Genomic DNA, 12,872 nt, shown 5'->3' with positions numbered 1-12,872 from the left:
GCGCGCCTCGATTGCGGCCTTTTGCTGCCTTGCGGACACCATGAAAAGATCATGAACACGTTCTCAGGCGCGGCGCAGCGTAAAGGCGCCGGGCCAGCGCTGTGCGACGGCCTGCGGCGGGGCCCAGGCGGGCGTGCCATCCGTGCGGCATTCCTGCAGCGCCCAGTGCCGCACGCCCTCGGCCGCCAGGGCATCGGCAAGCTCCCGCAAATCATCCTCCCCGTACAGCCCCGCATGCCACGTGGTGCGGCATTCATGGGCCACGCCGCTGGCCAGCACGAGCCGCAGCGACTCCCACGCCTTCGCCCCGCTGCCCGGCGTGCGCGTGATCGCGTCGTAGCGGTGCAGCGGCGCCTTGACGTCCAGCCCCACCCAGTCGAGCAGCGGCAGCAGGGTGGCCAGCCGCTCGGGGTACATGCCGGCGGTGTGCAGCCCCGTGGCGAAGCCCAGCTCGCGCACGCGTGCCAGCGCATCGGGCAGGGCGGCCTGCAGCGTGGGCTCGCCGCCCGAGAACACCACGCCGTCGAGCAGGCCGCGCCGCGCGTACAGCAGCTGCTGCACGTCGGCCCAGGCGTGGGCCGTGGGCGTGGCGGCGTCGAGCAGCCCGGTGTTGTGGCAATAGCCGCAGCGCCAGGGGCAGCCCTGGCAGAACACCACGGCCGCGAGGCGGCCGGGGAAGTCGATGGTGGTGAGCGGCGTCAGGCCGCCGATGCGCAGCGCTTCAGCAGGCGTTGCTGCAGCCACGCGCGTGCTCGGAGAAGAACTGGCGCTCGTTGTGCTCGCCCTGCTTGCCCACGTTGAAGCTGGCCACGGGGCGGTGGTAGCCCATCACGCGGGTCCAGACCTCGCAGGGCTGGCGCTCGTCGTCGGTGAGCTGCACGGCGGCGAGGGCTGCTTGCTCGGTGGTGGAGAAATGGCTCATGGTGAACTCCTTCGGTGGTTGGAAACTACGGTTTCGATAGCTGCTCGCGCTGGATGGAAAAGCGCCGCAGGCCGTTTTGGCTTCAAGCCGCCAGGCGCCGACGCTTGGCCTCCAGGCGCTCCTCGTCGCACCGGGGGCAGAACTTGTGCTCGCCCGCCAGGTAGCCGTGCGTGGGGCAGATGGAGAAGGTGGGCGTGACGGTGATGTAGGGCAGGCGGAAGTTGGTCAGCGCGCGCTTGACCAGCTCGCGGCAGGCCGCGCTGCTGGAGATGCGTTCGCCCATGTAGAGGTGCAGCACGGTGCCGCCGGTGTACTTGCCCTGCAGCTGCTCCTGGCGCTGCAGCGCCTCGAACGGGTCGCTGGTGAAGCCCACGGGCAGCTGCGACGAGTTGGTGTAGTAGGGCTGCTCCGCCGTGCCCGCCTGCAGGATGACGGGCCAGCGCTTCCTGTCTTCCTTGGCGAAGCGGTAGGTCGTGCCCTCGGCCGGCGTGGCTTCCAGGTTGTAGAGGTGGCCGGTTTCCTCCTGGAATTCGGTCATGCGCGCGCGCACGTGGTCCAGCAGGCGCACGGCGAAGGCGTTGCCCCGTTCGCTGGTGATGTCGTGCGCGTCCGCCGTGAAGTTGCGGATCATCTCGTTGATGCCGTTCACGCCCAGCGTGCTGAAGTGGTTGCGCAACGTGCCGAGGTAGCGCTTGGTGTAGGGGAACAGGCCCTGGTCCATCAGGCGCTGGATCAGCTTGCGCTTGACCTCCAGGCTCTGCTTGCCGAGTTCGAGCAGGCGATCCAGGGCGGCGAACAGCCCCGCTTCGTCGCCCGCGTGCAGGTAGCCCAGCCGCGCGCAGTTCACGGTGACCACGCCCAGACTGCCCGTCTGCTCGGCGCTGCCGAACAGGCCGTTGCCGCGCTTCAAGAGTTCGCGCAAATCGAGCTGCAGGCGGCAGCACATGGAGCGCACCATGTTCGGCGAGAGCTCCGAGTTGATGAAGTTCTGGAAGTACGGCAGGCCGTACTTGGCCGTCATGTCGAACAGCGCGGCGGCGTTCTCGCTCTCCCACGGGAAGTCGGGCGTGATGTTGTAGGTGGGAATGGGGAAGGTGAACACGCGGCCCCTGGCGTCGCCCGTGGTCATCACGTCGATGTAGGCGCGGTTGATGAGGTCCATCTCGGCCTGCAGCGCGCCGTAGCTGAAGGGCATTTCCTCGCCGCTGATCACGGGCACCTGCTCGCGCAGGTCCTCGGGGCAGGTCCAGTCGAAGGTGAGGTTGGTGAACGGCGTCTGCGTGCCCCAGCGCGAGGGCACGTTGAGGTTGTAGACCAGCTCCTGGATGCACTGGCGCACGGCGGCGTAGTCCATCGCGTCCTTGCGCACGAAGGGCGCCATGTAGGTGTCGAACGAGGAGAACGCCTGCGCGCCCGCCCACTCGTTCTGCAGCGTGCCGAGGAAGTTCACGATCTGCCCCACGGCGGAGCTCATGTGCTTCGGGGGCCCCGCCTCCACCTTGCCCGGAACGCCGTTCAGGCCCTCGTGCAGCAGCGTGCGCAGCGACCAGCCCGCGCAGTAGCCGCTGAGCATGTCCAGGTCGTGGATGTGGATGTCGCCATTGCGGTGCGCCTCGCCGATCTCGGGCGCGTAGACGTGCGAGAGCCAGTAGTTGGCCGTGACCTTGCCGGCCACGTTGAGGATCAGACCGCCGAGCGAGTAGCCCTGGTTGGCGTTGGCGTTCACGCGCCAGTCGGCGCGCGTGAGGTATTCGTTGATGGAGCTTTCCACGTGCACCAGCGTCTGCCGGTCGGCGCGCAGCAGCGCGTGGCGCTGGCGGTGGGCCATGTAGGCGCGCGCGGTGGCGAGGTGGTTGGCGGCGATCAGCGTCTGCTCCACCACGTCCTGGACCTGCTCGATGGCGGGCGCCTCGCCGCGGAAGCGGTGGATGAGCACCTTGGTCGCCTGGGCGGTGAGCAGCTGCGCCTCGTCCTCGCCGAATTCGCCGGTGGCAGCGCCCGCGCGCGCGATGGCCGAGCGGATGCGTCCCGCGTCGAACGCGGCGCGCTCGCCGCTTCTCTGGATCACGTCGCGCGGCAGGGTGGCGGTGGAGGGGGTTGGTGACGTCATGGTTGTCCTGAAGCACTACATATGGTGTTCAGAGTAAATATAAAACGCTATATGTAGTTTGATGAGGCACAAGCATCGGCCTTGATGGTGGGCAAGGATGGGGCTTGCGCAGGTCCAGAGACCAGCGCCGCGTCGGGAGCAAGAGGGGAGGGGGGAGTCAGGCGCCGCGCTGCGGCAGGGCCTTGATGAATGTCTCGAAGGCGGCGGGCTCCAGGGGCCGGCTGTACCAATAGCCCTGGATTTCGTCGCAGCCGCAGTCGTGCAGCAGGGCGGCCTGCGCAGCCGTTTCCACGCCCTCTGCGATGGTCGTCAGGCGCAGGCTGTGCGCCATCCTGACGATGGCCGTCACGATGGCCATGTCGCTGGTTTCCTCGGCCAGCTCGCGCACGAAGGACTGGTCGATCTTGAGCTTGTCGATGGCGTAGCGCTTGAGGTAGCTCATGGACGAATAGCCGGTGCCGAAGTCGTCCAGGGCCACCTTGAAGCCCATGTCGTGCAGGCGCCGGATGGTGGTTTCGGCGAGCTCCAGGTTCTTCAGCGCCACGGCCTCCGTCAGTTCCACCTCGATGCGCTGCGGCGACACATCCACGCGCCGCAGGATGTGCAGCAATTCCTCGGCCAGCTGGGGACGGGCGAATTGCGCCGCCGACAGGTTCACCGCGACCACCAGCGGCGGCAGGCCGGCGGCGTCCCACGCGCGCAGCTGCCGCGCGGCCTGCTCCACGACCCAGAAGTCGATGGCCGTGATGGCGCCGCTTTGCTCCGCGATGGGAATGAACTCGGCCGGCGACACCAGTCCCCACTGGGGGTGGCGCCAGCGCAGCAGCGCCTCTGCGCCCACCAGCGCATCGCTGCCCAGCGCGCGCTGGGGCTGGTAGACCAGGAACAGCTCGCCCTTGTGCGCGGCGTCCTTGAGGCCGGCCGCCAGCTCCAGCGAGCGCTGCGTATGGGCCTGCATTTCCGGCGCGAAGAAGCGCAGCCCGTTGCGCCCGTCATCCTTGACCCGGTACATGGCAAGTTCGGCCGCCGCGGCCAGGGTGCTGGCCGTCCTGGCATCGTCGGGATACACGGCCACGCCTGCCGAGGCGCTCACCGACACGGGATGGCCCTGCGCGGAAGCGACGGCCTGCAGCCGCGTCAGGGCCTGTTGTGTCGTGAACGCCACGGATGCCTGGTCGGCCTGCGGCACGATGGCCACGAAGGAGTCGCCCGAGGGGCGGGCCAGCGCGCTCTGGGGGCCCAGGCTCGCGCGCAGGCGGTTGGCCATCTCCACCAGCAGCTCGTCTCCCGCCGCATGGCCGAGCGATTCGTTGATCAGCTTGAAGTTGTCCAGGTCGAACCACAGCATGGAAAGCCGTCCATGGCTGGCGTCGGCCCGCTCGATGGCCAGGGCCAGCTGTTCGTCGAAGGCCTTCTTGTTGAGCAGGCCGGTCAACGTGTCGAAGTTCGACAGGGCCCGGATGCGCTCCTCGGCTTCGCGCCGCTGGGTGATGTCCTCCTTGTGGGCGACGTAATGCGTCACCTGGCCCGAGAGGTCGCGGATCGGGTAGAAGGAAACGGCTTCGGTATAGATCTGGCCGTTCTTGCGCCGGTTGATGAGTTCGCCCTGCCAGGGCAGTCCCTGGGGCAGCTTGCGCCAAATGTCCTCATAAGTGGCGCGGGGCGTCAGCCCCGATTGCAGCACCCTGGGGTTGCGCCCCAGTATTTCCTGCGCGCTGTAGCCGCTGACCTCGCTGAAGGCGCGGTTGACGTACAGGACGTCGGCCTTCACGTCCGTGATGACCACCTGGTGCGGGCTCTGCTCCAGCGCTTCGGACAGGCGGTGGATGACGGCATCCTGCCGGCGCTGCACCACGCGCCTCCAGAGGGCATCGGCCAGGGCCTGCAGCGCCTGCGCATCCTGCTTGTCGTAGTCCTCGGCCTTGTTGGCCACGCCCAGCAGCATGCGTACCTGGCCGCCTTCCCGCACGGGCAGGCTCATCCACCGCAGCAGGGCGCCCTCGGGCCGCGGGTGCGATGCGGCCGTGACCTGGTTCAGGGTGACGGAGCGGCACTCGCGCAGCGCCTGCCGCCAGATGTCCGCCCGGGCCGGCATCGGCATCCCGCCATCGGGCGCCGCTCCCGCGGAGCGGGCCGCAAGCTCGGTGCTGTGGTCGTCGCGCACCAGGTGCAGGATGGCGAAGGGGCTGTCGGTGAGCTGCTCGGCGTGCCGGATGCCCCGTTGCAGGAGATCCGCCTCGGACTCCTGGCCATCGTTTTGCTGCAAGTCCAGCAAGGCCGCGTTCAGGCGCGCCTCGAACGCGATGCGCCGCTCGTCGTGCACCGTGGCGGTAATGTCGCGCACCAGCAACAGGTAGGTGTCCCTGCGCCCCGCGGGATCGGCCTTCTTGGCGATGGCCAGCTCGAAGTGATGCAGGCCCGCCGGCAGCGAAAGGCAGATGCGCTGGCCGCGGGCCATGCCGGCGCGCTGGGCCTCGGCCAGTGCCTGCATGCATACGGCGGCGGCCTCCGGGGGCAGGGTCTGGTCCAGCCTGTTTCCGAGCAACTGCTCGGCCGGTGCCACCAGCTTGCTGGCGTCGTTGGCGTGCACCGACAGGTAGACGCCCTGGCGGCTCATCTCGAACAGCATGTCGGGCAGCGTGTCCAGCGTGGCCCGGTGCCGGGCCTCGGACGCCTGCAGTTCCTGATAGGGGGTCTGCACCGCCTCCACGAACAGGCCCCGGTACAGGAAGGCATAGGCCATGATCTTGTAGATGTGCCCGGTCACGTTGTAGACGTCGGTGACGTTGGCATAGAGCGTGAAGAAGAACTCGCTCATCGCCATGGTGAATGCGGCCAGCGCCAGGCGCGCCAGGCCGGATTCGGAGCCGTGGCGCAGGCGCGCCAGGAATCCCGCGCCCGCGAGCACATAGGCGGCGATCAGGCCGTATTCAAAATGGATCTTGAAGTCCGTCAGGCCGACGTTCGGGATGTAGGTGGGCGGGATCCGCTGCGGGTGGAGCAGCACGACATAGTGCACCGCGCCCACGGCCAGCAGCACGAACAGCAGCCCCCAGTAGCGCGCGTTCTGGCCCAGCCGGTCGTTGCAGCACTGCGGCCAGAAGGCCGCGCACAGCATGGCCAGGGCCGCGAGGCAGTGCGCCGCCAGCCAGAAATGGATGGCCTTCTCGGCCCCGCTGGGGGTGATGAAGTCCGGCATGCCCTGGTAGGACAGGGTGTGGCTCATGTCCAGGATGGCCACCCCCAGCAGCCCCAGCCCCAGGATCAGGTCCCGCCCGTTGGCGCGGTATTTCTGCGTGGCCCAGGCAATGCCGAACACCATGGCCGCCATGGCGATGGCCAGCGTCTCCATGCCGGTGTGCAGCGGCAGGTAGCGCGCCATGCCCCGGGCAACGTCAGGCGCCGGGAATATCCGCACCAGCCACAGCCCGGCCAGCAAGCCGGCGAACCAGTAGGAAGATTTGCGCAGCTCCGTTCGGTGTGTGGGGTGCATCATCTTGAAAACAGACCTGTTGAATGAGTGCACGCCCCACAGTGATGCACGTCTTTCGCGAAGTGTACAAAAATGTTCTATTAAGTTTGTAATTGTAAAAACTAAACGTCTCATGGCGTCTTCCAGGCCTTTTCAATGGAGCAGGGCACGGGCGCGGCGCAGGGTGGAGCGGCGGCGCTCCGCCCTGGCCCGGAATGGCGCGATGAGCCAAAAAAAAGCCGGCGCGATGCCGGCTGAAAAGCAAGTCCCCCAGAGGTCTTGCCGATGGAGTCATTTATGGCTGAAGCGACCTATGGTACAGCGCTTGTAGCTATGAAAAAAGATGGTTTTCCTCAGTGTGCCGCGAGTGCCTCCTCGGCCTCGATGCGCGGGTAGAACTCGCGGTTTTCGCGCTGCATGCGCTCGTAGACACGGCGCAGTACGTCGTTGGCTTCGCGGCGGAAGGCCTGGGCATTGCCGCGCACGCTCTCGGCGGTGTTCCAGTGCCGCGCAAAGGCCATGAAGGCCGTGGCGATGGAGCCCATGTCGTGCTGGAAGCGCTGGCTCAGGCGCGCCAGCTCGGGGTTGCCGGACTGGCTCAGCGCCGGGTACAGCAGGCGGTCTTCCACCGCCAGGTGCAGCTTGATGGTGGAGCTGATCGCCACGATGCCGCGTGCGATCGCCGCGGCGTTGTCCTCCACGCCGGCGTGGGTGAGCCGGCGCAGCCGGTCGATCTGCTCCAGGATGTCCACGTGGTCATGCTTGAAACGGTCGATGTTCATGGCGGTCTGCTCCTTTGTCGTCGTTTGCGGCGGGCGTGGCGCCGGGATGGCGCCACGCCCCGGGGGGGACGCGCCTCAGCGGCGCGCGCCAGCCAGGACGCCGGTGCTGGGCGCGGCCGGTGCGCGGGCGCCGAACAGCACGGCGCTCACCACCTGCCAGCTCACGCACAGGGCGCCGGTGATGAACACCAGGTCGCCGAAGGTGCGCACCCAGCGCAGGGTTTCCAGGAAGGGCTGCTGCATGAATTCCTCGCTGCGGGCGTACCACAGGCCGTGGGTCACGCTGGCGTGGAACTGGAACAGGCCGATCGGCAGCAGGCTGGTGGCGATCATCAGCACCAGGCCGGCGTTGAGCCACCAGAAGCCGGTCTTCATCAGGCGCTCGTTGAACTGCATCTGCGGGCGCACGTAGCGCAGCACCAGCAGCGTGAAGCCCAGTGCCAGGAAGCCGTAGACACCGAACAGGGCGGCGTGGGCGTGCACCGGCGTGGTGTTCAGGCCCTGGATGTAGTACAGCGAGATCGGCGGGTTGATCATGAAGCCGAACACGCCCGCGCCCAGCATGTTCCAGAAGGCCACGGCCACGAAGCACATCAGCGGCCAGCGCAGCTTGGCCATCCACGGGGTCTTGTGCTGCAGGCGCCAGTGTTCCCAGGCCTCGTGGCCCAGCACCACCAGCGGCACCACTTCCAGCGCGCTGAAGGATGCGCCCACGGCCATCACGGGAGTGGTGGTGCCGGCGAAGTACAGGTGGTGGAAGGTGCCGGGCACGCCGCCCAGCATGAACAGGGATGCCGAAGCCAGGCTGGCGGCCGTGGCCATGCGGTAGGACACCAGGCCCAGGGTCGAGAAGATGAAGGCCAGCGCCGTGGTTGCGAAGACCTCGAAGAAGCCCTCCACCCACAGGTGCACCACCCACCAGCGCCAGTACTCCATCACCGAGATGTGGGTACGCTCGCCGTAGAACAGGCCGGTGCCGTAGAACAGGCCGATGCACACCACCGAGGATGTCAGCAGGGCCAGCAGGTTCTTGTCCTGGCCGTTGGGGGCCAGCAGGGCGGGGAAGATGGCGCGCGCCATCAGCACCAGCCAGAAGGCGATGCCGGCGAACTTGCCGATCTGCCACAGGCGGCCCAGGTCCACGTATTCATAGCCCTGGTGGCCGAGCCAGAAGTTCCACTCCTGCGGCATGATGTGGGCGATGGTCAGGTAGTTGCCGATGAACGAGCCCACGCAGACCACCACCAGCGCCCAGAACAGCACGTCCACGCCGAGCTTCTGGTACTTGGGGTCCTTGCCGCCGTTGATCACGGGGGCCAGGAACAGGCCCGCGGCCAGGAAGCCCGTGGCGATCCAGAACAGGGCCGCCTGCAGGTGCCAGGTGCGCACCAGGGCGTAGGGGAACCACCTGGAGACGTCGATGCCGTAGAAGGTCTGGCCTTCCACCGTGTAGTGGGCCGTGAAGCCGCCCAGGAACACCTGGGCGCAGAACAGCGCCACCACCAGGAACAGGTACTTGCCCAGGGCGCGCTGCGAGGGCGTCAGGGCCACGCGCGACAGCGGGTCGTGGGCCGGGGGGACGGGGTCCTGCTCGTCATGCTTGCGCAGGAAGGCCCAGCCCCACACGAGGAAGCCCACGCCGGCCATCATCACCACCACGCTCATCACCGACCAGACCATGTTCTCGCCCGTGGGCTGGTTGCCGATCAGGGGCTCGTGCGGCCAGTTGTTGGTGTAGGTGGCGCCGTTGCCGCCGCCCACGTCGGCGGGGCGCTCGGTGGCGGCGGCCCAGGCGGTCCAGAAGAAGAAGCCTGCCATCTGCGCTCGGCGCTCGGCGCTCGGCAGGGTGTTTTCCTTCATGGCGAAATGCTCGCGCGACTTGTGCAGCGACTGGTCGTCGCCGAACAGCTTGTCGTAGTACTGGGCCGTCGCGGCAATGGCCTGGGCACGCAGCGGCGTGATCACCGCGGTGTCCGTGGCCAGGTCATAGGTGTTGGTGCGGTACTCGGTCTTGAGCCGGTCGCGCAGCACGGCCTGCTGGCCCGCGTCCAGGTCGGCAAAGGGCTTGCCGTAGTCCTTCTGCGCGGCCAGGTCCAGCCAGGCCGTCAGCTCGCGGTGCAGCCAGTCGGCCGTCCAGTCCGGGGCCTGGTAGGCGCCGTGGCCCAGGATCGAGCCCAGCTGCATCCCGCCCACGGACTGCCAAGCGGTCTGGCCGTCCAGAATGCTGTCCTTGGTGTAGAGTGGCTTGTCGCTGCCCTGCACCAGCACCTTGCCCGGAATCGGCGGCGCGGTGCGATAAACCTCGGCACCGTAGTAGCCCAATAGGCTGAAGGTGACGATCAACACGCCTATGAGCGTGTACCAATACTTGGCGTATTTCCCCATGCAGGGCCTCCATCGTTTCACTATGAACGCCACCCTTTATGCAAGGTCGATGCCAGCTTTGTGCACTGCGGAAAATCAAGGGTTTACACGGTGCAAGGTAAAATTAACCAACATCAATTATGGTTAAATTCACCCTTATAGGGTTGTTATGACCGCGAAAGACGCTGAAATCACCACTGCCCTGCTGGGCATATGCGCCGACCTGGGTGCCGAGCTGCCCCAGGCCGTCCGCCTGCAGCGCCTGGTGGACGTGCTGCGCGCCCAGTTCCGCTGCGGCGCGGTGGCCCTGCTGCGCCTGGAGGACGAGCGCCTGCGCCCCCTGGCCGTCACCGGCCTGGTCAGCGACACCCTGGGGCGGCGCTTCCTGATGGGCCAGCATCCGCGGCTCGCGGCCATCCTGGCGCGCCGGGACGTGACCTGCTTCGAGCACGACAGCCAGCTGCCCGACCCCTACGACGGCCTGCTCGACACCCTGGTGGGCGAACCCCTGCCCGTGCACGATTGCATGGGCGTGGCCCTGCACGTGGAAGGCCGGCCCTGGGGCGTGCTCACGCTCGATGCGCTGGCCACCGGCACCTTCGGCCCGGCGGCGCGCCAGCGCCTGGCGCACAGCCTGCCCCTGGTCGAGGCGGTGGTGCGCGTGGCGCGGCTGGAGCAGGAACTGCGCACCCTGCGCATGGCGGCCACGGACCCCGGCGAGGGCGACGCGGCCCTGGCCTCGGCCGAGCGCGGCGGCGCGGGCGAGCTGGAGATCGTGGGCGAGAGCGCGGCGCTCAAGCGCCTGCTGCACGAGCTGGGCGTGGTCGCCACGTCCGACCTGCCCGTGCTGCTGCTGGGCGAGACCGGGGTGGGCAAGGAGCTGTTCGCGCGCCTGCTGCACCACCAGTCGGCGCGGCGCAACCACCCCCTGGTGCACGTCAACTGCGCGGCCCTGCCCGAGTCGCTGGCCGAGAGCGAACTCTTCGGCCACGTGCGCGGCGCCTTCTCGGGCGCGGTGAGCGACCGGCCCGGCCGCTTCGAGGCCGCCGAGGGCGGCACCCTGTTCCTGGACGAGGTGGGCGAGCTGCCCCTGTCCGTGCAGGCCAAGCTGCTGCGCACGCTGCAGAACGGCGAGATCCAGCGCCTGGGCGCAGACCGCCCCCGGCGCGTGAACGTGCGCGTGATCGCCGCCACCAACCGCAACCTGCGCGAGCAGGTGGCCAGCGGCGCCTTCCGCGCCGACCTGTACCACCGCCTGTCGGTCTATCCCGTGCCCATACCGCCGCTGCGCGAGCGCGGCAACGACGTGCTGGTGCTGGCCGGGCGCTTCCTGGAGCGCAACCGGGCCCGACTGGGCCTGCGCAGCCTGCGCCTGTCGCCCGATGCCCAGGCAGCGCTGCGCCGCTACCGCTGGCCCGGCAACGTGCGCGAGCTCGAGCACGTCATCAGCCGCGCCGCCCTGAAGGCCCTGAGCCGCGGCGCGGACCGCAACACCATCGTCACGCTGGAGGAAGGCCTGCTCGACCTCGACGCGCTCGACATGCCCGCCGCCGACGGCGGCGGCACCCGCGCCGCCGCCAGCCCCGCCGCGGCCGCCAGCGCCGCCGCCGAGGTCGCCGCCGGCACCCTGCGCGAAGCCATCGATGCCTGCCAGCGCCAGGCCGTCACCGCGGCCCTGGACCGCCACCAGGGCAACTGGGCCCAGGCCGCGCGCGCGCTGGACGTGGATGCGAGCAACCTGCACAAGCTGGCGCGCCGGCTCGGGCTCAAGGGCTGATTCCATTCCTCAACCAACCGATTACTTCGTCGGCTTCGCTGGCCGTACGGGTTGTACTGCCTGCACTTCGCCTTCGCGTACTCGATGGATTGGGAAATGGAATGAGGCTGCCGTTTCCAGGTTCAAGCCCGGCGCGAACGCGCCAATGCGATCGCCGCCTGGATGGCCGCGCGGGCCTGCGGGCTGTTCTTCCAGCAGGTGGAGCCGACGATGGCCGAGGCCCGGGAGACGATGTCCAGCGCATTCGCCCCGCTCAAATGGGCCAGCGACTCAAACCCCATCTGCTCCAGCCGGGCCACCACCGTGGGGCCGACACCCTTCACGCCCAGCAATGCCTTGCGTTCTTCCAGAGGGAATGGCATGGGTTTTCTCTATGAATGAATTCAAAAAAGATAGCTTGCACCGCTTGGTGTAAAAGGGGTAAAAGCTGAAAAGACTGAAAATCACACGGCGTGCGCAGGCCCTGCTCTACACCACCTCGCCACCCGCCTCCCGCAGCAGTTCCCGCAGCACCGAGCGGTGGCAATGCGCCTCTTCCTCGCAGTAGCAGCCGACGGAAAAGTGGGCCTGCTTCGACAGCGCCGCCAGCAGCTGGATGGTGCGCGCCGCTTCCGGCGCGGCCATCTCGCTCCTGTACTTCTTGGTGAAGGCGCGCCACTGCGCGGGCGTTTCGGCTTCCTGGCCCAGCTTCACGGTCTCGGGCGTGGGCGCCAGATTCGGGTACCAGACGTCGTACCAGTCCTGCGACGCAAACTCCGGCTTCGGAACGCCGCGTGGCGGACGGCGCACCGTGCCAATCCGTGTGCCTTCGCCTTCGGCTCGCGGACTGCCGAGCCGCACGATTCGAACTGCCATGGGGTTTCTCCTTTAAGTCGCGCCGCGCTGCGCATCGCGCCTGTGTTTGGCTCGCAGCACGCGCCGGCGCCAACGCACCAAGCCGAGCATGTACCAGAAATGGTAGCCCGCCATCAGGCCAAAGGCGCCGAGGGTCAGCGGGCTGTGGGCAAACTCGGCAAAGCTTCGCGCAGTCCCTGGGGCGATGGCGTACACCTCGATGAACCGGTACACGATGCGGGCCAGGAAGAGCAGGGCCAGGGAAACGCCCAAGGGCCCGTGCGGCGTGTAGTAAAGCCCGGTGGGCGTGGGCTCGAACCGTGTGCGCTTGAGTGCAAACGCCGCCAGGCCGGCGCCGGCGCCGACGGCGGCGGCGAAAGCCAGCAGATGGAGCGGGTAGCGGAGATTGGCGAACGCCACGGCGCCCACGAGCAGCGAGTACAGCGTGAGGGTGATCGGCCCGCGGTACCGGCTCAGCCGCTGGCGCCCCGACGCGCGCCGAAAGCGGACATAGATGCGCCAGCCCAGCAAGGGAACGAGGGCGATGGTCGCAACGGTGGATGCGGTCGGTGGTGTCACGATGGCCATGCCTGACGAATGAGGTCGGCGGC

General features: G+C 68.1%; 10 protein-coding genes. 1 reads left to right on the top strand and 9 read right to left on the bottom strand.

The features are described from left to right. Positions 1–63: 63 nt before the first annotated feature. The 6 genes from ACX12L_RS08445 to ACX12L_RS08420 all read right to left on the bottom strand — a co-directional run bounded on the left by ACX12L_RS08445 (position 64) and on the right by ACX12L_RS08420 (position 9,671). Complete coding sequence (locus tag ACX12L_RS08445) at positions 64–744, bottom strand: anaerobic ribonucleoside-triphosphate reductase activating protein (protein WP_459262229.1); 681 nt, start codon at positions 742–744, stop codon at positions 64–66. Further along, positions 722–922 (bottom strand): anaerobic ribonucleoside-triphosphate reductase, encoded by a 201-nt coding sequence (nrdD, locus tag ACX12L_RS08440; protein ID WP_013517049.1) that lies wholly within the window; start codon positions 920–922, stop codon positions 722–724. The genes ACX12L_RS08445 and nrdD overlap by 23 nt, the downstream gene beginning before the upstream one ends. 82 nt (positions 923–1,004) lie before the next feature. Beyond that, on the bottom strand, positions 1,005–3,032 hold the full coding sequence (locus tag ACX12L_RS08435; protein WP_459262228.1) for a ribonucleoside triphosphate reductase: 2,028 nt from the start codon (positions 3,030–3,032) through the stop codon (positions 1,005–1,007). Between the two features lie 157 nt (positions 3,033–3,189). Beyond that, positions 3,190–6,528, bottom strand: a complete 3,339-nt coding sequence (locus ACX12L_RS08430) for a bifunctional diguanylate cyclase/phosphodiesterase (protein ID WP_459262227.1) — start codon at positions 6,526–6,528, stop codon at positions 3,190–3,192. Between the two features lie 329 nt (positions 6,529–6,857). Continuing rightward, positions 6,858–7,286 (bottom strand): hemerythrin domain-containing protein, encoded by a 429-nt coding sequence (locus tag ACX12L_RS08425; protein ID WP_459262226.1) that lies wholly within the window; start codon positions 7,284–7,286, stop codon positions 6,858–6,860. Positions 7,287–7,361: 75 nt separating this feature from the next. Further along, positions 7,362–9,671, bottom strand: coding sequence for a nitric-oxide reductase large subunit (locus ACX12L_RS08420; protein WP_459262225.1), 2,310 nt, complete (start codon positions 9,669–9,671; stop codon positions 7,362–7,364). Between the two features lie 148 nt (positions 9,672–9,819). Between ACX12L_RS08420 and norR the strand changes: the two genes are divergently transcribed. Beyond that, positions 9,820–11,427 carry a nitric oxide reductase transcriptional regulator NorR gene (gene norR, locus ACX12L_RS08415; RefSeq protein ID WP_459262224.1) on the top strand — a complete coding sequence of 536 codons (1,608 nt, stop codon included), beginning with the start codon at positions 9,820–9,822 and terminating at the stop codon, positions 11,425–11,427. Positions 11,428–11,549: 122 nt separating this feature from the next. Here norR and ACX12L_RS08410 read toward each other — a convergent pair whose 3' ends face one another. From ACX12L_RS08410 to ACX12L_RS08400, 3 genes are all read right to left on the bottom strand, one after another. After that, positions 11,550–11,789 (bottom strand): helix-hairpin-helix domain-containing protein, encoded by a 240-nt coding sequence (locus ACX12L_RS08410; protein ID WP_459262223.1) that lies wholly within the window; start codon positions 11,787–11,789, stop codon positions 11,550–11,552. 106 nt (positions 11,790–11,895) lie between these two features. Beyond that, positions 11,896–12,282 (bottom strand): DUF488 domain-containing protein, encoded by a 387-nt coding sequence (locus ACX12L_RS08405; protein ID WP_459262222.1) that lies wholly within the window; start codon positions 12,280–12,282, stop codon positions 11,896–11,898. A gap of 12 nt (positions 12,283–12,294) precedes the next feature. Next, positions 12,295–12,849, bottom strand: coding sequence for a hypothetical protein (locus tag ACX12L_RS08400; protein WP_459262221.1), 555 nt, complete (start codon positions 12,847–12,849; stop codon positions 12,295–12,297). Positions 12,850–12,872: the final 23 nt, after the last annotated feature.

It is taken from the genome of Alicycliphilus sp. T452 (genome assembly GCF_054512775.1).
Note: the sequence above shows the minus strand (reverse complement) of the source record. Positions and strands in the feature narration are given on the sequence as shown.

Coding starts and splice junctions, on each gene's coding strand:
- nrdD (WP_013517049.1), bottom strand. CDS start 922: ATGAGCCATTTCTCCACCACCGAGCAAGCAGCCCTCGCCGCCGTGCAG.
- ACX12L_RS08435 (WP_459262228.1), bottom strand. CDS start 3,032: ATGACGTCACCAACCCCCTCCACCGCCACCCTGCCGCGCGACGTGATC.
- ACX12L_RS08430 (WP_459262227.1), bottom strand. CDS start 6,528: ATGATGCACCCCACACACCGAACGGAGCTGCGCAAATCTTCCTACTGG.
- ACX12L_RS08425 (WP_459262226.1), bottom strand. CDS start 7,286: ATGAACATCGACCGTTTCAAGCATGACCACGTGGACATCCTGGAGCAG.
- ACX12L_RS08420 (WP_459262225.1), bottom strand. CDS start 9,671: ATGGGGAAATACGCCAAGTATTGGTACACGCTCATAGGCGTGTTGATC.
- norR (WP_459262224.1), top strand. CDS start 9,820: ATGACCGCGAAAGACGCTGAAATCACCACTGCCCTGCTGGGCATATGC.
- ACX12L_RS08410 (WP_459262223.1), bottom strand. CDS start 11,789: ATGCCATTCCCTCTGGAAGAACGCAAGGCATTGCTGGGCGTGAAGGGT.
- ACX12L_RS08405 (WP_459262222.1), bottom strand. CDS start 12,282: ATGGCAGTTCGAATCGTGCGGCTCGGCAGTCCGCGAGCCGAAGGCGAA.
- ACX12L_RS08400 (WP_459262221.1), bottom strand. CDS start 12,849: ATGGCCATCGTGACACCACCGACCGCATCCACCGTTGCGACCATCGCC.